Origin of the sequence: Phocaeicola plebeius, assembly GCF_003437535.1 — a bacterium.
In the GTDB taxonomy this organism is placed as follows: domain Bacteria; phylum Bacteroidota; class Bacteroidia; order Bacteroidales; family Bacteroidaceae; genus Phocaeicola; species Phocaeicola plebeius_A.
The window spans coordinates 77,088-101,816 of the sequence record NZ_QSQT01000005.1; the positions used below are offsets into that span (position 1 = coordinate 77,088).

General features: G+C 40.7%; 9 protein-coding genes. 8 read left to right on the forward strand and 1 reads right to left on the reverse strand.

The window, feature by feature from the left end; translation table 11 throughout:
- The first annotated feature begins 23 nt into the window (after nt 1-23).
- The 6 genes from DXD04_RS03895 (at nt 24) to DXD04_RS03920 (ending at nt 15,663) form a co-directional block, all read left to right on the forward strand.
- Nucleotides 24-3,446: a SusC/RagA family TonB-linked outer membrane protein gene (locus DXD04_RS03895; RefSeq protein ID WP_373103767.1), complete on the forward strand. Its 3,423-nt coding sequence runs from the start codon at nt 24-26 to the stop codon at nt 3,444-3,446.
- Between the two features lie 19 nt (nt 3,447-3,465).
- Nucleotides 3,466-5,232: a SusD/RagB family nutrient-binding outer membrane lipoprotein gene (locus DXD04_RS03900; protein ID WP_117671062.1), complete on the forward strand. Its 1,767-nt coding sequence runs from the start codon at nt 3,466-3,468 to the stop codon at nt 5,230-5,232.
- Nucleotides 5,233-5,378: 146 nt separating this feature from the next.
- Nucleotides 5,379-7,595: a GH92 family glycosyl hydrolase gene (locus DXD04_RS03905; protein WP_117671064.1), complete on the forward strand. Its 2,217-nt coding sequence runs from the start codon at nt 5,379-5,381 to the stop codon at nt 7,593-7,595.
- Nucleotides 7,596-7,622: 27 nt separating this feature from the next.
- Nucleotides 7,623-9,896 (forward strand): GH92 family glycosyl hydrolase, encoded by a 2,274-nt coding sequence (locus DXD04_RS03910; protein WP_117671066.1) that lies wholly within the window; start codon nt 7,623-7,625, stop codon nt 9,894-9,896.
- A 27-nt stretch (nt 9,897-9,923) separates the two neighbouring features.
- Entirely contained in the window at nt 9,924-12,149 is a 2,226-nt protein-coding gene (locus DXD04_RS03915) for a GH92 family glycosyl hydrolase (RefSeq protein WP_117671068.1), read from the forward strand.
- A gap of 166 nt (nt 12,150-12,315) precedes the next feature.
- Nucleotides 12,316-15,663 carry a glycoside hydrolase family 2 TIM barrel-domain containing protein gene (locus DXD04_RS03920; RefSeq protein WP_117671071.1) on the forward strand — a complete coding sequence of 1,116 codons (3,348 nt, stop codon included), beginning with the start codon at nt 12,316-12,318 and terminating at the stop codon, nt 15,661-15,663.
- A gap of 550 nt (nt 15,664-16,213) precedes the next feature.
- Here DXD04_RS03920 and DXD04_RS03925 read toward each other — a convergent pair.
- A complete protein-coding gene (locus DXD04_RS03925) occupies nt 16,214-18,193 on the reverse strand; it encodes an alpha-L-arabinofuranosidase C-terminal domain-containing protein (protein WP_117671073.1) in 1,980 nt (659 codons plus the stop codon).
- Between the two features lie 238 nt (nt 18,194-18,431).
- Between DXD04_RS03925 and DXD04_RS03930 the strand changes: the two genes are divergently transcribed.
- Nucleotides 18,432-22,631: a hybrid sensor histidine kinase/response regulator transcription factor gene (locus tag DXD04_RS03930; RefSeq protein WP_117671075.1), complete on the forward strand. Its 4,200-nt coding sequence runs from the start codon at nt 18,432-18,434 to the stop codon at nt 22,629-22,631.
- A 196-nt stretch (nt 22,632-22,827) separates the two neighbouring features.
- On the forward strand, nt 22,828-24,672 hold the full coding sequence (locus DXD04_RS03935; protein WP_117671077.1) for a LamG domain-containing protein: 1,845 nt from the start codon (nt 22,828-22,830) through the stop codon (nt 24,670-24,672).
- The last annotated feature ends 57 nt before the right edge of the window (nt 24,673-24,729 follow it).

The window sequence follows — 24,729 nt, forward strand, 5'->3', positions numbered from 1 at the left end:
TAATAATTTAAAATAACAAGATTATGTTTAACCTTAAAAAGAATTTATTTTTAGAAGGGAAAATGCAATCCTTATGTTCGGGAAAATATCTCAGGACATTGGTTTTTTTAGGCTTGTCGGCAGCTCCTTTTCAGTGGGTTTCGGCGCAGTTTAATCTTTCACTGACTAATCCTAATTTAGGGAGTGTAATTAAAGAAATCCAGGCTCAGTCGGATTATCAGTTTTTCTATGACGATAAGCTTGCTTCTGTTCAACTTGAATCTTTGAATGTAACTGATTCTTCTTTACAGGAAGTATTGAGCAAGGCTTTGAGTGGGAAAAATATTTCCTATAAAATAGACGATAGAGTCGTTTATCTGTCTATGGATAATTCCACGGTAAAGAAGTCACCTGCACAGAGTGCTGCAAAGAAGACGATTACCGGACGTATAGTAGATGCGACAGGTGAACCATTGATTGGTGTGACTATCATGGAAAAAGGAACTACCAATGGTAGCATTACCGATTACGATGGAAATTATACTGTGAGTGTACCGGGAAATGCGGTGCTTCAGTTCTCTTATATCGGCTATAAGAGTGTCGAGATGAAGGTAGAAGGCAAAGAAGTGATTGATCTGACTATGCATGAAGATACGGAGGTATTGGATGAGGTTGTCGTTACTGCTTTGGGTATCAAGCGTGAGAAAAAAATGCTGGGATACGCTGTACAGGAATTGAAGAGTGATGAATTGAACAAAACGGGTGACCCTTCTGTAACCAGTGCTTTGCAAGGTAAGGTAGCCGGTCTGTCAATGAATACTTCATCTACAGGTTTGGGTGGTTCTACTAAGATTACTATTCGTGGTAACTCTTCATTGAGCGACAATAACCAACCGTTGTGGATTGTGGATGGAGTTCCTTTTAGTGACAATAATACATCGGATGCATCTATGTTTGGTGGTGTTGACCGTGGTAGTGTTTCTTTAGATATCAATCCGGATGATATTGAGAGTATTTCTGTGTTAAAGGGCCCGAATGCGGCAGCTCTTTATGGTAGCCGTGCCGGTAATGGTGTTATCTTGGTAACTACAAAGAAAGGTTCTAAAAAAGAAGGTTTTGGTGTTCGTTATAGCGGGAACTTTACTTGGTCTAAGGTTGCAGAAACATTGGATATGCAGACTCGTTATGGACAAGGTCATATCAACCCCACAGGAGGTGTGGAATATAGTGTTGATGATAGTGGAAGTTGGGGACCTGTATTAAACGGTGATATGTATACTGCATGGAATGGAGAAGAAATGCCTTTCTCAAATTATGGCAATAAGTTGAAAGACTATTTTGATACAGGCTTTTCTCAGACGCACAATGTTTCTGTAAGTAATACTACAGAAACATCACATTATCGTGCTTCTTTTGGAGCAGCAGATAGTAAAGGTGTATTCCCGACTGAAAAATTAAATCGTGTAAATATAGACCTGAATGCAGGAACTGAGCTGAACAAATACTTCTCTATGGAAGGTAAAATTTCGTTGTCCCGTACAAAAGGGACAGACCGTCCATATTATGGTGTTTATGGTGCTATCAATCAGTTAATAGGAATCCCTAATAATGTACGTTTGGATGATTTGAAAGAATATTCAAATGAAAATCAAGTACATGTAAACTGGGTGAAACCATCTGCATCTATCCGAAACCCGTATTATGTATTGAATCAGCGTCACAATTCTGATGAGCGTTGGCGTGCATTTGGTTACTATAATGCAAAAATCAATTTTACTGATTGGTTGCATTTTTCTGCAAAATATGCATTTGACTATTATCGTACACGTCTTGAGGACACTAATCTCGGTGACGGATTTACAGAAACTACTTTATCAGACATTCATACTGATGAAATGAATCGTTCAGAAGAAAATTTCTTTGAATCAAATGCTGAGTTTTTATTGATGGGTGATAAACAGCTAACAGATAATTTCCGCTTAGGCTTTACAGCTGGAGCCAATTTTATGTATCAAAAATTTGAAACATTGGGAGCAGGTGTAAGAGATATGCTTAACAAGAATATGTGGATGCTAAACGCAGCAAATATATTGAATACTGCTAAAGAATCTGGATATGAACGTGCAATGAACTCTGTATTTGGGTCTGCACAGTTGGCATGGAAAGAATATCTATCTTTGGATTTGACTGCACGTAATGACTGGTCATCTACTCTGCCAAAGCAAAATAATTCATTCTTCTATCCGTCTGCTAACTTGAGTTTTGTAATCTCTGATTTCGTTCGCTCTTTGGATAAAACATTGCCTGACTGGATGACGTTTGCTAAACTACGTTTGTCTGCCGCTCAAGTAGGAAAGGATACTAACCCTTACCAGCTATACAATACTTACGATTATATCTTTGAAAACGGTGGTAAATTGACAGCCAATATGTCTAACGTGAAAATGAACGATCAGTTGAAGCCGGAAATAGCCACATCTTATGAAGTTGGTTTGGATATGAAGTTCCTTAATAACCGTTTAGGCTTTGATTTTACTTATTATTATAGTAAAACAAAAAATCAAATCATGAAAGTTCCTGCTGCTGCTCCATGGTCAGGAGGTAAATGGGTAAATGCCGGTTTGATTTCAAATCAGGGTGTTGAATTGATGTTGTATTCTACTATCGTGGATACAAAAGACTTTACGTTCGATTTGAATGTAAACATGGCTCATAACGTATCTATGGTAAAAGAATTGGCAGAAGGTGTTGATTATTTATTCTTTGATGGTGATTCTGGCTTCCCGATAAAAGTTGGAACTCGTGCAGGTCATAAATTGGGAGAAATCTATGCTTCAGAAGTCTATATGCGTGATGAAAACGGAAATATCCTTGTGGGCGCAAATGGTTTACCGATGAGAAGTCGTAAATTGTCAGATCGTCTTGCAAACCCGATTGGAAATATTCAACCAAAGCTTACGATGTCTGTATCACCTTCGTTTACATATAAGGGCATTTCATTGTCTGCTATGTTTGATATGAGATTTGGTGGTGACATTTATTCTTATTCAGAAGCTTTGGCAACAGGAAGTGGTCTGGCAAAACGGACAGAAAACCGTGGAGAGGACAATAATTATATGATGATATTCCCAGGCGTGCATGCAGATGGAACTCCGAATACGACACAGATTACAGCTTCAAACTATTACGGAAATTTGCTGCCAGAAGATTTCTTGTATGACGCGTCATTTATCAAGCTGAAAGAATTGTCTTTGGGGTATTCATTCCCGTCAAAAATGTTGAAAAAAACTCCGTTGACTGCATTGAATGTTTCATTTGTGGCACGTAACTTGTGTTATCTGTTGAAACACACTCCGGGTACAAGTCCAGAGGGAGGCTATGACACGACTATGTTCTCTCAAGCTATTGACTTTGCGGCTATACCATTTACACGCACATTCGGTTTTTCTGTAAGTTTAGGTTTCTAATTCTAAAAACAAAAGTATTATGAAATTCAATATATATAAATCTATTGCTGTATGCTCGTTAGTAGCTCTTGCAGGATGTCACGATTTTGAGGAAATGAATACGAATCCTTATCAGCCGGGATATATTCCAGAAGCTACAGAAAATGTTAGTCCAAATGGGTATGATATTGATTATCAGCTTTCAGAGAAAGCATTGGCTTCTTTGAAAGAAAGAGAGTCCGGTATCGGAAGTACTCTTTATGGTTTCTTCTATGACGGGGCATGGGATAATTACCAAACAACAACGAATCTTACCCATGATATTTATGCTGGATATACTGGGAATAATGTAAATGGTTTTTTAACACAAGCTCCTACTTATGCATATACAGAAGGTTGGTCTGCTAATCGTTGGAATCAATTTTATGATAAAAGAAGTAATGCTGAATATAGTGAGTTAATCAGGACATTTTGGTTCTGTGATAAAAATAAATATCATGCTGCTTTTTATATCAGCCGTATTTATTATGCATTCTTGTTGTCAATGCAGACTGATACTTATGGTGATATTCCTTTGGAATATTATATCAAGGGAGCTGCTCCTGTTAGTGAGCAAGTGTCATATACTAAACAGGAAGATGTATATGCTGCTATTTTCTATTTGTTGGATCAGGCTATCACAGAATTAAATAATAATAGGAGCAATAATTGGGACGGCTTAAATTCAACAAATGACATCTATTATGGTGGAGATGTGGATAAATGGATACGTTTCGCTAATACTCTTCGTTTACGTTTAGCTTTACGTATTTCGAATGTAAATCCAGAAGAAGCCAAAAAACAAGGTGAGGCAGCTTTAAATGGTGGTGTAATGCAAAGTCACGAAGACCGACTGGCTCTTATTCCTAAGTACCGTAATAATCCGTCTGAAAATCAAAATGTATTTGCAGAATTCTTTAGTTGGGGAAGTGGATCAACGGTTCTGCTTACAAAAGAGATGGAATGGGCGTTTAAAAATCAAGCTTTAAAAGAAGGTGCTGGTAATTTTACGGAGGAGTTTAATACAGAAGAAAGTAAATGTTATCTGGATCCACGTTGTGAAATGTTGTGGTTTCGTCCTTCTTCATACGCTGATTTGAATCAAGCAATTCCGGAGCAGTCAAAAAAATCTTTTAATGGAGTTAGAAACGGAGCTTTAAATATTGGAGGAAGTTACTTGACTACATATTCATCTGCTCGTTGTTGTGTTGCAGATGATGCAATGGATCCAACTCATGCGTGGTGGTATAAAGGCACGGAATATGTATGGATGGGTTATCCTGAAGCTTTATTTTTACAAGCTGAAGCTGCATTAAGAGGATGGAATGGAGGATCAATAGCTCAAGCTAAACAACTTTATTTAGATGGAGTTAAGGCTTCAATGGAATATTATCAAATTTCATCGTCTGATTATCAGCCTTATATTGATCACTTGAACGGTTTGTCTGCTTTTGATGGTACAGATAAAGAGGCAATTTTGGAACAGATTATTACGCAAAAATGGATTGCTGTATTCCCGAATGGAAACGAAGGATGGGCTGAAGTTCGCCGTACAGATTATCCACGTTATTTATTGGTTGTCGAAGGTGGAAATAACTCTGGCGGAGAAATATATGATACGAAACTAATTAAACGAATTAGTTATCCAGATAGAGAAGAAGAGAATCCGAACAGACCTGATATAACACAAGGTGATCGCGTTTGGTGGGATGTAGCTGATACAATGGATGACAATGGTAAATGGCAGACGCCGCACAATTTCAGATAATAACTTTTAAATGAAAAAAGAAAGCCGTTTTAGCCTGTTGGTGTTGGTTTTAAATACATTATATGGCTAAAACGGCTTTTTAATCATTATTTTTTCTTAACTTTAGTCGCTGTTGATTTGCACTATCTTTTAACTATTATAATAATATGAAAAATTCACTATGGGTTTTTATGGGTTTGGCAGGTCTTACGTGGGCTTGTTCCAGTCCTGTGGCTCCCGTGGAAGAGGATTTGACGCAGTATGTAAATCCTTTTATTGGGACGGACTTTACCGGAAACACTTATCCGGGTGCACAAGTGCCTTTTGGCATGGTTCAACTAAGCCCGGACAACGGCCTTCCGGGGTGGGACAGAATCGCAGGCTATTACTATCCGGATAGTACCATTGCCGGATTTAGTCATACGCATCTTTCAGGAACAGGAGCAGGCGATTTGTACGATATTTCTTTTATGCCAGTGACCCTGCCATACGTAGAGGCAGAAGCTCCTCTAGGGGTACATTCCAAGTTTTCACATGAGAGGGAAAGTGCATCAGTGGGCTATTATCAGGTCTTTTTGGATGATTATGGAATCAATGTGGAACTGACGGCGACGGAGCGTTGCGGAATTCAACGCTATACTTTCCCAGAAGCAAAGTCGGCCATTATCCTGAACCTGAAAAAGGCAATGAACTGGGATGCCACTCAGGACAGCTATGTGGAAGTAGTAGACTCTGTGACTATCCGTGGATACCGTTTTTCGGACGGATGGGCCAGAAAGCAGAAGGTGTTCTTCCAAACCCGTTTCTCTGTTCCTTTTGAGAATGTACAAATGGATACGACTCCTATCTTGAAGGACAATCTTCTTATGGGTACTGCATACGTTGCCCGGTTTGATTTCTCGACGAAAAAAGATGAACAGATAATTGTTTCTACCGCCATTTCAGGAGTGAGTATGGAAGGTGCAGCCAAGAACCTGCAGGCAGAAGTTCCTGAAAACGATTTTGACAAGTACCGGTTACTGGCTAAGGAAACATGGAATAAGGAATTGTCGAAGATAAAGGTAGAGTCGGAAGACAAGGATGACAAGACCGTGTTTTATACCGCACTTTATCATAGTATGCTGGCTCCTACTATTTATTCGGATGTAGACGGACAATATTACGGACCAGATCAGAAGGTACATCAGGCAGAGAATTGGACCAATTACAGTACGTTCTCTCTTTGGGATACGTTCCGTGCATCACATCCGCTGTTTACTTATACGCAGCCGGAACGGACCAATGATATGATTAAGTCATTCTTGGCATTCTATGAGCAGAATGGTCGTTTGCCGGTATGGAACTTCTATGGAAGTGAAACAGACATGATGATTGGTTACCACGCAGTGCCAGTTATTGTGGATGCGTATTTGAAGGGTATCGGTGATTTTGATGCCGAAAAGGCATTGGAAGCTTGTGTAGCTACGGCGAATATTGATGAGTATAGAGGCATTGGCTTTTATAAGCAAAAGGGATATATCCCTTACAATGTCACAGATGAATATAATTCCGAGAACTGGTCGTTGTCAAGAACACTGGAATATGCGTTCGATGATTTTTGTATAGCTGAAATGGCTGCCAAGATGGGACGGAAGGACATTGCGGATACTTTCTATGCCCGTTCGCAGAATTACCGGAATGTGTACAATCCGGCTACTTCTTTTATGCAGCCTAAAGATGATAAAGGTAATTTTATCAAGGATTTCCATGCCGAGGAATATACGCCACATATTTGTGAAAGCAATGCATGGCATTATTTCTGGTCTGTACAGCATGATGTGGATGGTCTTATTAGTCTGGTGGGAGGAAAAGAGCGCTTTAGCGAGAAGCTTGACAGCATGTTTACGTATCACCCGACGGACGACCACGAATTGCCTATCTTTAGTACAGGTATGATTGGACAGTATGCACACGGAAATGAGCCGAGCCATCATGTGGTCTATCTGTATAATAAAGTCAATCAGCCTTGGAAAACGCAGCAATATGTGTCGCAGATTATGGATGAACTGTATCTGAACACCCCGGCTGGTTTGTGTGGAAATGAGGATTGCGGACAGATGTCGGCATGGTATGTGTTCAGTGCTATGGGCTTTTATCCTGTAAATCCTGTTTCAGGTGAATATGAAATTGGAAAGCCGAAATTTAAAAAGGTTGAATTGCAGCTGGCAAATGGTAAAGTATTTACTGTGGTTGCAAAGAACCTTGATAAGGAAAATAGGTACATACGTGCTGTGAAATTGAACGGTAAGGACTATCATCAGAGTTTTATTACGCATGAGCAGATTCTGTCGGGTGCAACATTGGAACTGGAGATGTGTAATGACTCTGGACATATATGGTATTAATTGAAAATCTTAAACTTGGAATTCGTTATGAAGAAATTAGTATTGTTAATTATGATAATGTGCTTTGCCCTTCACGGTAAGGCCACCAATTATGCAGACTATGTAAATCCGCTGATTGGTACTCAGTCTACTTATGAGTTTTCTTCCGGAAATACGTATCCGGCTATTGCACGTCCATGGGGTATGAACTTCTGGACTCCTCAGACTGGGAAAATGGGCGACGGATGGCAGTATATGTATACTGCGACTAAAATCAGAGGGTTTAAGCAGACCCATCAGCCCAGCCCGTGGATTAATGACTACGGTCAGTTTTCCATTATGCCGGTGGTAGGAGAGCCGGTGTTTGATGAAAACAAACGTGCCAGCTGGTTTTCGCATAAAGGTGAAGAAGCAAAGGCATATTATTATAAGGTATATCTGGCAGAACATGATGTAGTGACAGAGCTGGTTCCGACTGAACGGGCTGCTCTGTTCCGTTTTACTTTCCCTGAAAATGAGCATTCTTACGTAGTGATTGATGCGTTTGACAAGGGTTCTTATGTGAAGATTGATGCGGCAAATAACCGTATTATCGGTTATTCTACCAAAAACAGCGGTGGTGTGCCTGATAACTTCAAGAACTATTTTGTAATTGAATTTGACAAGCCTTTTACATACAAGGCTACAGTGGCCGACAGCTGTATCTCTGTAGGCAAAGCTGAACAGGAGGCAAATCATGCAGGAGCTATTATCGGTTTCGCTACTCGAAAAGGTGAAAAGGTACACGCCAGAGTGGCTTCTTCTTTCATCAGTCAGGCACAGGCTTTAGAAAATCTGAAGGAGTTGGGTAATGACAGTTTTGATGTGTTGGTAGAAAAAGGTAAAACAGCCTGGAATGAAGCATTGGGCAGAATAGAGGTAGAAGGTGGTAATCTTGACCAGTATCGTATGTTCTATTCTTGCTTGTACCGTTCGCTGTTGTTCCCTCGTAAGTTCTATGAGATAGATGCCAACGGACAGGTAGTGCATTACAGTCCTTACAACGGACAGGTACTTCCGGGATACATGTACACGGATACAGGTTTTTGGGATACATTCAGATGTCTTTTCCCCTTGTTGAATTTAGCTTATCCGTCAATTAATAAAGAGATACAGGAAGGTCTTGTCAATACTTACAAAGAAAGTGGATTCTTCCCTGAATGGGCCAGTCCCGGACATCGCGGATGTATGGTGGGCAACAATTCTGCGTCCGTGTTAGTAGATGCTTATATGAAAGGGGTAAAAGTGGACGACCTGAAGACATTGTATGAAGGATTGCTCCATGGAACAAAGAACGTGCATCCGGAGGTATCTTCTACCGGACGTTTGGGATATGAATATTATAATAAACTAGGTTACGTGCCTTGTGATGTGAAGATACACGAGAATGCAGCCCGTACACTGGAATATGCGTATGATGACTGGTGTATCTATAAACTTGCTAAAGAACTAAAGCGCCCGAAAAAGGAAGTCAAGCTTTTTGCAGAGCGTGCCATGAACTATAAGAATCTGTTTGATTTGGAAACCAAACTGATGAGAGGCAAGAAGGAAAACGGTGAATTCATGAAGCCTTTCTCTCCGTTGAAATGGGGGGATGCCTTCACTGAAGGAAACAGCTGGCACTACACTTGGTCGGTATTCCATGACCCTCAGGGACTGATTGACCTGATGGGAGGAGACAAAGCCTTTGTGTCTATGCTTGATTCTGTATTCTCTGTACCGCCTGTATTCGATGACAGCTATTATGGTTTTGTAATCCATGAGATTCGTGAGATGACCGTGATGAACATGGGTAACTATGCACATGGAAACCAGCCTATCCAGCACATGATTTATCTGTACAATTATGCCAAACAGCCGTGGAAAGCGCAGTACTGGTTGCGTCAGGTGATGAACAAGATGTACACACCGACTCCGGATGGGTATTGTGGTGACGAGGACAATGGACAGACCTCTGCATGGTATGTATTTACAGCTTTAGGATTCTATCCGGTATGTCCGGGAAGTAATGAATATGTGGTGGGTGCTCCTTTGTTTAAGAAAGCGACTATTCATCTGGAAAATGGAAAGGACGTAACGATTGAAGCTCCGTTGAACAGTGAGGAGAATTTGTACATCAAAGAGATGAAATTGAATGGAAAATCTTATACTCATAACTATTTTTCACATGAAGATTTGGTGAATGGAGCGAAAATACAAATAGAAATGAGTAACTTGCCGAACGAAAACAGAGGTATAGCTGCAGAAGATGCTCCTTACTCGTTTTCAGTGGATGAGAAATAAGAACCTTCATATATTAAATTTAAAACCATGAATAAGAAATCATTATTGTTTGTTCCGGTTTTGTCTTTGTGCCTGGCTTCTTGTGGAAGTAGCCAGAAAGGGCAGGAGATGGAAGATTTGACACAGTTTGTAGACCCTCGTATCGGTACTGGCGGACATGGACATGTGTTTTATGGAGCCAATGTGCCTTACGGATTTATTCAGCTGGGTCCGACAAGCATTCCTCAGTCATGGGACTGGGTATCGGGTTATCATGTATCAGACTCTACGGTGATAGGATTTCCGCATACGCATCTGAGCGGCACTGGCATAGGCGACTTGCATGACATCAATGTAATGCCGGTAGTAGGAGAAGTGACCTATTCAAGAGGAGATGCTTCATCGTATGAAACGGGTCTGTGGTCTTACTCAGACCGTTCGAAAGAAGTTGTGACTCCGGGTTACTATCGTACCCACCTGTCAAGATACAATGTGGATGTAGAATTGACAGCTACCAAACGTGTCGGCTTCCATAAATACACCTTCTTGGGAAATGAAAGTCCGGCGATTGTATTTGATATGGTAAACGGAGGCTGCTGGGATAAAACCACAGAAGCCGTGATACGAGTAGTAAACGATAGTACCGTGAGCGGTTATCGCTATTCAAAGGGATGGGCCGACGACCAGCGTGTATTTTTCCGTGCAGAATTCTCACGTAAGTTTGATAATGTAGAATTTATTGTCAACGATTCTGTAAAGGAAGGTGATATGGCAAAAGGTGCACAGCTGTTTGCCAGAGTTAATTTTGCTGCAGGAAATCAGGAACCAGTGTATATGAAGGTGGCATTGTCTCCTACTTCAGAAGAAGGTGCACAACTGAATATGCAGACAGAACTGAGTGGTTGGGACTTTGAGAAGACGATTGCAGATGCTAAGGCTGCTTGGAATAAGGAATTGAATAAGGTAAAAGTGTATACTGCAGATGAGGCTTCAAAGAAGATTTTTTATACAAGTCTGTATCACACCTTATTTGCTCCGTCTGAATTCTGTGATGTGAACGGTGATTATTATGGAGCCGATAAACAGATGCACAAGGGCGAAGGTTTTGTAAATTACACTACATTCTCACTGTGGGATACCTATCGTGCGGCACAGCCGTTGATGACAATTCTGCATTCTGAAAAGATGAGTGACATTATCAATACCATGCTTCACATCCATCAGCAGCAAGGAAAGCTTCCGGTATGGCATCTGATGGGGTGTGAAACCAATTGTATGGTAGGTAATCCGGGCGTACCGGTGGTGGCAGATGCCATTTTGAAGGACATCAAAGGATTTGATACAGAGTTGGCCTTCAAGGCACTGAAAGAATCTTCGATGTTGCCTGAACGCGGAATGGAACATCGCATTGAATACGGATTCATTCCGGCAGACAAGATGACGGAAGCTATTGCGTACGATATGGAATATGCTATTGCAGACTGGGCAGTGGCACAGGCAGCTCAGAAGCTTGGCAAGCAGGAAGATTATGAATATTTCCTGAAACGTAGCAAGTCATATAAGAATTATTTTGATGCTTCTACGGGCTTCATGAGAGGAAAGATGCTCGACGGTTCTTGGCGTACTCCGTTTAGTCCTTATGCATCTTCTCATAGAGACGATGATTATTGTGAAGGAAATGCATGGCAGTACACATGGCTGGTACCTCACGATGTAGAAGGACTGGTGGAATGCTTCGGCAGTAAAGAAGCGTTTGTGAACAAACTGGATTCTTTATTCCTGGCAAACGGTGATATGGGAGAAGCTTCTTCTCCGGATATTAGCGGATTGATTGGCCAGTATGCGCATGGTAACGAACCGAGTCATCATACAGTTTACCTGTACACTCTTGTAGGTCAGCCTTGGAAGACGGCCGATAGAATTAAGGAGATTCTTCATACCATGTATACAGACCAGCCGGATGGTTTGTCTGGTAATGAGGATGTAGGACAGATGTCGGCTTGGTATATCCTTTCTTCTTTCGGATTCTATCAGGTAGAACCTGCCGGTGGCAAGTTTGTATTTGGCTATCCGAACTTTGATAAAGTAGAGATTGCCGTTCCTGCTGGTAAATTCGTCATAGAACGTGAAAACAAAGGCCAGCAGAACAATTACATACAAGGTATTGTCTTCAATGGAACTGAATATAAGAAACCCTGGATTGAATACGCTGATATTATGAAAGGCGGAGAATTGAAGTTCCTGATGGGAGATGAGCCGGTAGTATGGTATTAAAATAAAATGTAAGTCTGACTATATATTGGGAACCCGTCATCGAGTTTATAGTTTGGTGGCGGGCTTTCTTTTTTAAGAAAATAAAATTCATAAAGGAGTTAGGAAGAAATATGAAAATTTCTTCCTAACTTGCGCCCTGGAAATAATTAACCTTAAAAAAGGACAGATGGAAAAGACTCTTACTAAAGCAATCAAAACTATTTGCTGTTCATTGACGGGAGTGCTGACGATTAGTGGGGCTCCTCAGCAGTTGTATGCGGAAAATGCATCCTTGCCTTATTGGAAGGATATTCAGACTGTATCAGTAAATCGGGAGGCACCGAGGTCGGCTTTTATGACTTATGCTGACAAGACTCAGGCCTTGACTGGAAAATATGAAAATAGCCCTTATTATGAGTTGTTGAATGGTACGTGGAAATTTTATTATACGGATTCGTACCTGAATCTTCCTGCAGACATTACCTCTCCGGAAGTGAGTACAGAGGGATGGCACGATATTAAGGTGCCGGGAAACTGGGAAGTGCAAGGATTCGGTACGGCTATTTATACGAATCACGGATATGAGTTTCAGCCTCGTAACCCTCAACCTCCTTTGTTGCCGGAGAAGAATCCAGTGGGAGTGTACCGGCGTGATATTACCGTGCCTTCAGAATGGAAGGACCGTGATATTTACCTTCACATTGCCGGAGCAAAATCAGGATGCTATGTGTATTTGAACGGAAAGGAAGTCGGTTATAATGAGGACTCCAAGAATCCGGCTGAATACCTGATAAATGATTATCTGAAGGAAGGGAATAATGTATTGACCTTAAAAATTTTCCGTTGGAGTACAGGCTCTTATCTGGAATGTCAGGATTTCTGGCGTATCAGCGGTATAGAACGTGACGTATTCCTTTATTCACAGCCGAAAGCTTCAGTACAGGATTTCTGGATTGTGTCTACTTTGGATGATTCGTACCGTAACGGTATTTTCCGTTTGGATATGGAGCTGAAGAATCATCGTACCAATACGGCTGGGTTGAGTATTGGATATGAGTTGCTCGATAATAACGGAAAGGTAGTAGCCAATGGTGAAGAAGCCGTAGATGTACTTGCTGGTAAAGAAGGTACCGTATCGTTCAGCAAGGAACTGCCTGAAGTGAAGACCTGGACTTCGGAAGCTCCTAATCTGTATAAGCTGTTGATGACTGTTAAGGAAAATGGAAAGGTAACCGAAGTGATTCCTTACCATGTAGGATTCCGTCGCATTGAAATCAAAGAAATAGACCAAAAGGGTACCAATGGAAAGAATTACCATGTGTTGTTTATCAACGGACAGCCTTTAAAACTGAAGGGTGTAAATATTCATGAACATAATCCGTTGACAGGACACTATGTAGATGAGGCTTTGATGCGTAAGGACTTGGAGCTAATGAAACGGAACAATATCAATACGGTACGTTTGTGTCATTATCCGCAAGACCGTCGTTTTTATGAACTCTGTGATGAATATGGTATTTACGTGTACGATGAGGCGAACATTGAAAGTCACGGAATGTATTATGATTTGCGTAAGGGTGGAACCTTGGGAAATAATCCGGAATGGTTGAAACCGCATCTTTACCGTGTGGAGAATATGTTTGAACGGAATAAGAACTATCCTTCGGTTACATTCTGGTCGTTAGGTAATGAGGCTGGAAACGGTTACAACTTTTATGAAGCTTATTTGTGGGTAAAACAGGCCGACAAGGGACTGATGGACCGTCCGGTAAATTATGAACGTGCTCAGTGGGAATGGAACTCTGACATGTACGTGCCGCAATACCCCAGCGCATCCTGGCTGGAATCAATAGGTCGGTTAGGAAGTGACCGTCCGGTAGTGCCTTCAGAATATGCACATGCCATGGGCAACTCTACCGGAGGCTTGTGGGACCAGTGGAAGGCTATCTATCGGTATCCTAATTTGCAGGGAGGATATATCTGGGACTGGGTAGATCAGGGTATTTTAGTGAAGGATGAAAACGGAAGAGAGTATTGGGCATACGGAGGTGATTTCGGAACCAACATGCCGAGTGACGGTAATTTCTGTTGTAATGGTATCGTGAACCCGGACCGCAATCCTCATCCGGCTATGAGCGAAGTGAAATATGCGCACCAGAATGTGGCTTTTGAAGCTACAGACTTGGCAAACGGTAAGTTTAATGTACTGAACCGCTTTTATTTCACGAACCTGAAGAAATATATGATTTCGTATGAAGTGAAGGAAAATGATAAGGTGGTGCGTCGTGGCAAGGTTTCACTGGATGTGGCTCCTCAGGAAAAGAAAGAGTTGGCGGTGAATGTTAGTGGATTGAAAGCCAAAGTGGGTACGGAATATTTTGTGAACTTTTCAGTAACTACGTTAGAATCTGAATCGCTTGTACCGAAAGAATATGAGATAGCGCACGAACAGTTCCGCTTGCCGATAGACCCTGCTTCACGTTCATTCTCTGTACAGGGGCCCGCTTTGCAGTGCAGTGAAAATGGCAACTTGTTGAGTGTGCAGTCTTCACGTGTAGCTTTTGTATTTGACAAGTCGACTGGTTTGGTAACTTCTTATAAAGTGAAGGGAACAGAATATTTCCATGAGGGATTTGGTATACAGCCTAACTTCTGGCGTGCCCCGAATGACAATGACTATGGAAGCCAGATGCCGAAGCGCTTGCAAATCTGGAAGCAGTCTAGCAAGAATTTCAATGTGGTAGATGCTTCATTGGCTATGGATGGAAAAGATGCGGTACTGAAAGTCAGCTATCTGTTGGCTGCAGGTAATCTGTATATTGCTACTTATCGTATTCATCCTTCAGGAGTAGTGAAAGCAAATTATACATTTACTTCTACGGAAATGGAAGCTGCGAAGACAGAAGCTTCGGAAGCTACACTGATGGCTACGTTCACTCCTGGAAACGAAGCTATCCGCAAGGAAAGTTCCAAACTGGTAGTTCCGCGTATCGGTGTTCGTTTCCGCTTGCCAGCCGAAATTGAACAGGTGACTTATTTTGGTCGCGGACCGGAAGAGAATTATTGCGACCGGAATAATGGTACATTGGTAGGTGAATATCAGGCGACAGCAGAACAAATGTATTTCCCTTATGTGCGTCCACAAGAAAACGGACATCATACCGATACACGTTGGTTGATGCTGAAAAAGAGAAATGGCAAAGGACTGGCTGTGTATGCGGATGGTACATTGGAATTTAACTCACTCCGTAATTCTATAGAAGATTTTGATGGAGAGGAAGCTACTCATCGTGACTATCAGTGGGGGAATCGTGATGCAGAAGAGTTGAAACATGATGTAAGTACCGCTAAGAATATCAAGCCTCGTCATACACATATCAATGATATTACTCCTCGTGATTTCGTGGAAGTCTGCTTGGATATGCGACAGATGGGTGTAGGAGGTTTTGATAGCTGGGGAGCTGTGCCAGATCCTCAATATCTGATTCCTGCTAATAAGGAATATCAATGGGGATTTACGATTGTACCGATGTAAATGATAAAAGCATAAAATAAAAATTCCGGGCTTGAAAAGACTTGTTTTCAGGCCCGGAATTTTTTTGTTCAGATAAGGACATAAAAAAAGGAGTTCCGCTGAACTCCAACCTTTTGTTAACCTTAAATCTAATACTATGAAAAACACGATGCAAAGGTACGGACTTTCTGGAATTATGCAAGTTTTGTGTGCGTTTACACGTGTTTTATAACATAATTTGAAGTTTTGACCGTGTTTGAAAGACTTATTAATAAAACTACAGTGGTAATAAGAATCGTTCTTTAAAGAACATTCATCTAAAAGTCATGTGTTTTACATGGTTCTGTAATATGTTTTTTTGTTCTTTGTTACAGAATTAATCAGGACTTTGTATGGAATTAAGTGTTAGGGAACGTCAGAAGGCGTTGATGGTTACACTGGCTATGCTATGTATAGCATGTGTTTGTTTGTTTTATCTGGGATATAGATTGTGCATGTATTATTAGCAGAGCAAAAAAAGGTGCGTCTGGATGATTCCGGACGCACCTTTTTAGCAATAAAAGCCGATGAGTTATTTGCTTTCTTTTTTAAACTTGTAGACAGCAAATGTCATGGCACCTATTTCGGTATTGAGCGTATTTCCTTCAATTGAAATGCTACTTTCTTTAGGAGTGATGAGGTTCGGATTGTCGAGTGTATTTTCTGCATCCGGGTTTTCTGTATGCAATGTGATGCATTTTCCGTCTCCTAAAGTTACAGACTTCTTCAAGCCTTTAAATTCCAGACTGATGGGTTGTGCTTTTTCAGACACGTTGGCTACTTTGACAATGTAAGTCTGTGTGTTTTCATCCCATACAGCACTGGCGAAAAGTCCATTCTGGCCTTCCTGACCACTAACCGGTTTTTTATCCATAGTCAGAGGAACTACATTTGTTCCGGTATTGTGACCGTAAAGTGACTGTACATACCAGCTGCAGGTGCGTACAGAACGGAGGTTGTCAAACCAGATTAAGTCTGGACGCCACTGCCAGCCTTCTACGTGAGCCAACAGCGGAGCATAAGTAGCCATGTGTACTACATCTGCGTTTCTTTCTACTCCAGTCAGAAAAGCAGCTTCCAGCAAAGAAGCGTGGAAGTGGTTCCATTTCTTTCCTTTTCCGTGGCAAGCATATTCTCCTGCAAATACTTTCGGGCCTTTACGGTCGTAATTGTCGTAACGGTTTCCTGATTTCAAGAACCAGTCTTCCGGACGATAGAAGTGTTCGTCTACCAAGTCCACTTTCAGTTTCTTCATTTCCGGCCACAAGTAATCGAAGTCTTTTCCTTCAGAATTCGGACCAGATGAACCGATAATCTTGATTTCAGGATGTGCTTTGCGGAGAGCTTCTACGAATAATTTCAAACGTTCAGGATATTCAGGTCCCCACTGTTCGTTTCCGATTCCGATGAACTTCATGTTGAATGGAGCCGGATGTCCCATATCGGCACGGAGCTTTCCCCATTTGGTATCAGTTCCTCCGTTGGCAAATTCAATCAGGTCGAGTGCATCCTGAATGTAGCTGTCGAGGTCGCATACTTGTACATGTGCTTTCGGGTCATCGTTCTGATACTGGCAGGCAAGTCCACAGTTCAGTACAGGAAGTGGTTCTGCTCCCATGTCTTCTGACAGAAGGAACAATTCATAGAATCCCATGCCATAAGTCTGGAAGTAATCAGGGAAGAAACGATGCGGGAAAGTATAATGCCATCTGTTTTCATTTAGCGGACGGTTTTCTACCGGGCCTACAGAGTTTTTCCAGTTGTAACGGGTTGCCAGGTCTGTACCTTCCACGATACATCCTCCGGGGAAACGGAATACTCCCGGTTTGGTGTCGGCCAATGCCTGTACCAGGTCCTTTCTCAATCCGTTTTCACGTCCTTTCCAAGTATCTACAGGGAATAAAGAAACATGTTCCAGGTCTACGGTGCCCGGTGAATCGAGGAATATTCTCAAATGAGCTTTTGCTTCTGTCTGGGTCGGTGTGAGGATAACTTCATATTTTTTCCAGTCTTTTGAGTTAATTGTCAGGTTTTGTGAAGTGATGACCTGAGTTTCTCCCATAGACGCATTGTTGATAAGTTCTACTCGTATTGTCTGGTTTTCTCCTCTTGCCCATACGGTAAAACGATATTTTTCATTGGCTTTGAGTCCGATACCGAAAAATCCTTCGTTTTCAATACCTGTGCGTTTGTGTGCATGTCCGGGGTCTGCCAGGCGTACATAATGTGGGTTGCGTTCAAACGGACCATCATTTTGCAGAGTTACATTTCCAAAAATGTCCCATCCCATAAAACTTTGAGGGAACTCGAATGAACGGTTCTTGATTAATTCTGCATAGAGTCCCCCGTCTGCTCCATAGTTGATGTCTTCGAAGAAATGGCCGTACATGGTCGGTTGAATTTCTGCTCCAATTTTATTGGCTTGGATAACCATCTGGTTGACATTCTGTGCTTGTAAGCTGAGTCCTGCTGTTAGTGCAAGCGCAGAAAGAAAGGTTAAGTGTTTGTTCATGGTTTTATTATTAAATTAATGTGATACAAATTTATAAATAAACACGAGAAATTCATGGAAAAACAGTGAAATATCTGTCTTTATGAAATTTAGGCATAAAATTAGGAGCAATCATTTTTCCTGAGGTGGACAAATTCTTCTATTGGGTGGACATTTGTCTTTTGAGTGGATTTTTATCCTCTTTTTCAGAAAAAGACTCGAAAAACGGTTTACCTTTGTGTAAAACAGAATAATTTCTATGAAAAGAAACAGCTTACTTCTATACTTGCTTCTTGTCTTTTGCTTATGTTGCCCGAATGGGCTACTCTATGCGGTACAAAACTCTTCTCGTTTCTCGTTGGCTTCTATTACGATAAACGATGGACTGCCTTATAATTTTGTAGATGATATCATCAAATCCAGTGACGGCTATTTGTGGGTGGCTACGTATGGAGGAGGAGTAGCTCGTTATGATGGCAATGAGTTTGTGGTTTTTAGTGCCAGCACAACGGATAAAAAAAGACTGTTACGAAGTAATTTTGTGGAGAAATTGGCGGAGGATGCTTTTCATCGTATTTGGATGGCAGGAGAAGCAGGCATAGAGCTCCTTTCTACAGATAACTTGCAATTGTTGCCTGCAGAGTCTTTACAGTCGGTAGAAATGGCTGAGTTGATGAAGCAACCGGTGAGTTTCTTGATGACTGCCAAATCTGGTAATTTATGGTTTTGTAGCCGCGGACAGATTTATAAGGTAATATTTAATAGCACAGGTGCCGTGAAAAAGGTTATCCGGATTTCGAACATTCCAATACATGAACGTGGCTGCGTTTTGTATGAAATTGACGGCTATATCTGGTTTTTTCACCAGGGAAAAATGTGCCGGATTAGCGAGAGCGTGGAAACAAGTCAGGAGCCACAGCCCGTATCTGTTTCTTTGAATATTTCTTCTTTTGAATCGGTATTTTGTATTTATCATTGTCAGAACAATGTGTGGATTGGTACAAGTAATGGATTGTATAGTTATGATTTGACTACGGATACCAGTGTGCATTATGTACATAATGCTCAAAATCCTTCTTCCTTGTCGCAGAATTATGTGACATCCATTACTTCTACACGAGATGACCAGGTGATAGTTGGTACGCTGTTAGGATTGAATGTGTTTAATGCTTCGACTTCTGATTTTACCCGTATCCAGGCAAGTGAGGGCATGGAGATGCACGGCTTGTCTTGTAATTTTATCAATACCCTTTATGCGGATGATGAAAATGATATTGTGTGGGTTGGGACTGAAATAGGAGGAATAAGCAAAATGTTTTCTTCTCGTTTGTCTGTAGTTAATTATTATCATCAGCAGAATCTTTCGGGTAGTTTGTCACATAATCCGGTCAATTCGATAGTGGAAGATGAGTATCAGACACTTTGGGTAGGTACCGTAGAAGGGGGATTAAACTGCCGTTTGAAGGGGAGTGATTCTTTCTTGCATTATACCACTGAAACACCAGCCAGTTTGGCACATAATACTGTAAGTGTATTGATGTTAGGTGATGAGGACCGTTTGTATGTAGGTACCTGGGGCGGTGGACTTGGTTGGATTAATCGTAAACCATCTGCTTCTAAACGTTATATGCCTGTTCCGTTGAATGATCCTTTTGTGTCAAGTTTGGCTTTTGACCCTGTGAGTCATTTACTTTGGATTGGTACAATGAATAATGTGTATGTATATAATCCGGCTGATGGAAGTATTTCAGAGCCTTTCTTGAATGAAAGTAAAGAAATTATCAATCAGAATGCATTAGGAATGTGTATTACTCGCGAACGGGAACTTTGGATTTCTTCTCCGTTTGGCCTTTTAAGAGTAAATCTTTCTGCATACGAAAAGGGACAATTGAAATACAAGAAGTATGTCTATCAATTGGACAGCCCTGATTCCGGACATCGGGAACGTATCACTTCTATTTTTCAGGCAAAAGATGGGACTATCTGGTTAGGAAGTAACGGAAATGGATTTTATAAAGCATTGAAAAAAGGAAATGATTACCAATTTCAAGCTTATACGAAGAATGATGGTTTGGTGAGCAATAGTGTACGAGGTATCTTGGAAGACTGGTACGGCAATATTTGGGTATCTACGGATAATGGTTTGTCATGCTTTAATGTAAAAGAAGAGTCATTCCGCAATTATAGTCAGATTGACGGTCTAATCTCTGATCAGTTTTATTGGAATGCCGGAGCTTTGTCGTTTGACAAGGAACGTTTGTTCTTTGGTAGTCAGAAAGGACTGACGGAGATACATCCGATGATTGAAGCTGAGCATCAGCGTAAGTTCCCCTTAGCTTTTACCCACTGTAGAGTGTTTGGACAGGAAGTCTTTCCTCAGTCTGGGGAAATAGCCATGCATGAAAGTGACAAGTCGTTATCAATAGAGTTCTCGGCACTTGATTATGCGTTAGAATCTCAGGCGCAATATTCATATCGTTTAAAAGGGTTTGATGACGCATGGGTAACTGTACCCTCCAATCGAAATAATGCGACTTATACCAATCTATATCCAGGAAAATATGTTTTCCAGCTTCGATATGCTCCTGATGGCAAACACTGGCTTGCGCATACAGAGGAATTGGTTATCGTAGTGCGTCCTTATTTCTATAAGACCCCCTGGTTCCTACTTTCTGTCTTGTTTATTATCCTGTTTGGTGGTTATCGTATCCTGAGGTGGCGTTATCAGGCTATGAAGCGTCAGCAAGATTTATTGCATCAGATGGTAGAAGAACGTACTTCTGAGTTGGAGGAGCAAAAGAAACTGCTTTCCAATCAAACGCATGAGCTTTCGGAACAGAATCAGTTACTGAAAGATCAGAATGAGAAAATCACTACGCAAAAGAATCAGATTTTAGAGATGTCGCGTAAGGTAGAAGAGCTGACCATTGACAAACTGGCATTTTTTACCAATATTACACATGAATTCCGGACTCCATTGACGTTGATTGTCGGTCCTATCGAACGCGCTTTGAAATTGAGCTATAATCCACAGGTAATAGAACAGTTGCATCTGGTAGAGCGTAATTCAAAATATCTTCTTTCGCTGGTTAATCAGTTGATGGATTTCCGGAAAGTGGAGGAGGGGCGTATCAAAATTGCCACTAATTATGGGAATCTGAGAGAATTTATGGCCGAGATTGTGCCACCTTTTGCAGATTATGCGAAGAATCGTGGCATTGACCTTCAGCTGTATCTTCACCTTGCCGATCCGATTCTGATGTTCGATGAGGATGTGATGCGTAAGATTATGACAAATTTAATCAGTAATGCTCTGAAGTTTACTCCAAAGGGAGGGAAGGTAGGCATATATGTAGGAGTTATTGGCAAAGAAAATGAGAAGAAGCTGTTCATTAGTGTTCGTGATACGGGAAAAGGTATTCCTGAGAATGATATGGAGCGTATTTTCATGCAGTTCTATCAATCCGATAACCGAAGCCTTGAGTCGGTCAGTGGTCAGAGTGGTACCGGCATAGGTTTGTATTTATGCCGGAAGCTGATAGATATGTTAGACGGTAAGATTTATGCGAAGAATAATCCGGTGAAAGGAGCCTCATTCCGCATTCTCTTGCCAGCTTTATATGGTGAGACTCAATCCCAGCCGGATTCTTCTGAGATAGAAAAAGAAGATACCGTGATAGATGTACCTCGTAATGGGAAGATGGTTGTACTGGTAGTCGAAGACAATAAAGATATGCGCGATTATATCCGTTCTATCTTAGCTGAATATTATAATGTGTTGGAGGCCGCTCAGGGAGAAGAGGCCCTGAATATATTGCATTCTAATAATGTGGACTTTATTATTAGTGACCTGATGATGCCGGTTATGGATGGTATGGAATTATCTCGTCGTGTAAAGAATGATTTCTCCATATCTCATATTCCTTTCTTGATGTTGACAGCCAAAACTTCTGACGAAGCACGTTTGGAAAGTTATAAAATGGGTGCAGACGCATTCTTACTGAAACCTTTCGATGAGAACATGTTGTTGGCCCGTATTTCCAATATATTGGAGAATCGAAGACGTTTCCAACAAAAGTTCTCAATTGATATGAATACTGATTCGTTGGAGGTGGATGAGAATTCTGGCGATAAGAAGTTCCTGAACAAAGCAATGTCAGTTGTAAAAGAAAATTATAAGAATCCGGACTTTGAGGTGAGTGATTTTATAGAGGCGGTTGGCATCAGCAAGAGTTTGTTGAATAAAAAAATGCAGAGCCTGACAGGACAATCTGCCGGCCAGTTCATTCGTAATTATCGTTTGAATCTGGCTCGTGAACTTCTGCTGAAGAATAAGGTAACCCGTACAATGAATATTTCTGAGATTGCATACGAAGTCGGATTTAATGACCCGAAATATTTTACTCGTTGTTTTACAAAGCATTTTAATGTAACTCCGAGTAGTTTGTTAGAAGATTAATACTGATAATTTGGTATATAGTTGTTTATAAGTAAGTTAAATGTTTTTTCTCTTATTGGAGGATAAATGATTTTTTAGTGGAAAACACTTTTATCCACTCTTTTGAATCTTTTTATCTACCCTAAGATATTTAATAAACATTACATTTGCCTTACTAAATAAACTATAAAATTAAATAACCAAAAAAATCAGTATTATGAGGACTAAATTTTTAGTTGCATTGTTCGCTGTTTTTTGTCTGTGGTCTTGTCAGGATTGGGGAGAGATGGATCCACCGGCAGGTAATCAGCAGAAGCCAACCTTAAAAGAACTGGCATCGTACACTTTTGACGATTTGGGATCAGATGTGTCTATTGGTGTTTATCAAGGAGGAAAAGCTCCGAAATTAGTTGTTGATAAACAATTGGAAGTGGTATTAGAATTGGATGGGGGATATGTGTCTTATTCTAATCCTTTGCAGTTTTATACATTGCAAGAGGCAGCTTCATTAACTGGCTGGGTGAAATTAAATGAGTCGGATGAAGATACCCCGATTTTTTGTTTTTCTGATGAGACGGGAAGCAAAAAATTGATGTTTACTGCAAATTCAGATTTGTATTATAATGAAGAAAAACTAAATACAAATTCTTTATTACTTACTGCTGGAGAGTGGCATTGGTTTTCAGTTGCTGTAAAACCTGATAGTTATGCTATTTATATAGATGGAGTTGCAATTGACGGAACGATAACGAATGATGAGTCTGTAGCAACGGTATCTCGTGCTGTAACATCAGGAGAAGTTATGAGCTTTATGACTGAGGCTTCAAAATTATATTTTGGTTATGGCTCAAAAGAAAAGCCTGTAAAAATGTGGATTGATGAAGTGTCTGTTTATAAGAATCTAATAACAGAAAAAGAAATAGCCAAACCAGAGTTGCCGGAAATTGGTGAAGGAGGTGATAGCGGTGAAGGAGATGGCCCTACTTATGAGAATCCTTATATTTTAGGAGCTCCCGATTGTTCTACAGGTTGGTGGAGTGAGTTTTCACCTATTATGAAAGCTGATGGAGATTGTATTTTCCATCATCGTTTTGTGAACCATACGAATGGGCTTAATGCTTGGAATAACTGGGTTTTAGGAATATCCAATGGTAAACTCCCTAATGAAGAAGGTTATCAAGAATATGCGATTGTTCGTGCTGATAATTGGGGTTGGTTGAATGGAAATGGTGATAATACTATAGACAAATCAGGCTATCCTTTGTCAAATACTTATGATTTAACAAATGGTTGGACTCTATTCTGTCAGGAAATGGAAGGTGCAGTTGTTGATTTAACTATTCAACGTAAAGGCTCTACATTAACGATGAATGCAGACATTGTGACTAAGTCTAAATTGAATTGGACATATAGCTGGACATATGGCGCAATTCCTAATGGTGAATTAGGAGTCTTTTTAACAGTGGATGGCTCATATCTTGAGATAGATTTGGAAGAGGCTTATGTAGGAAATGTTTGGGATAAGAATGAAAATATTGTTGGAAATAAGGATTTTACAACGCCTTTCTTTGGTGACATTTCTGAAGTAATGACAGTTGCAGGAGATTGTAAATTAGGTTGTCAGTTTATTAATCATCGTTCTTCTACAGGACAGAACTGGAATAACTGGCTCTTGGCTATATGTAATGGAATTGAACGCGGGGCTAGTGGTTATGAGGAATATGCCTCTGTCCGTGCTGACAATTGGGGATGGATTGGTAATCAGTTGTATGATGATGGGCATGCTATTGCAAATTCTAAGTATCCATTTGAAAGTACATTTAATTGGGATACTTTTTTAAATGATATGAGTGATGCTACTATTAATATGGTATTGTCTCGTGAGGGAGATACATTTACGATGGATGCAACCATAATGCCAAGTTCAGGTAATGAAATAACTTATAAATGGGTATATCCAGAATTAGTGGCAGATGAAGTCGGTTTTTATTTATCTGTGGATGGTTCGTATCTGGATATTATTACTCAAGTAACTTATCCGTTTATTGCTAACATTAAATAATAATATATGAAAGACATACAAACAAATCCAAAAATAACGGAGGGATATTTCCCTCGG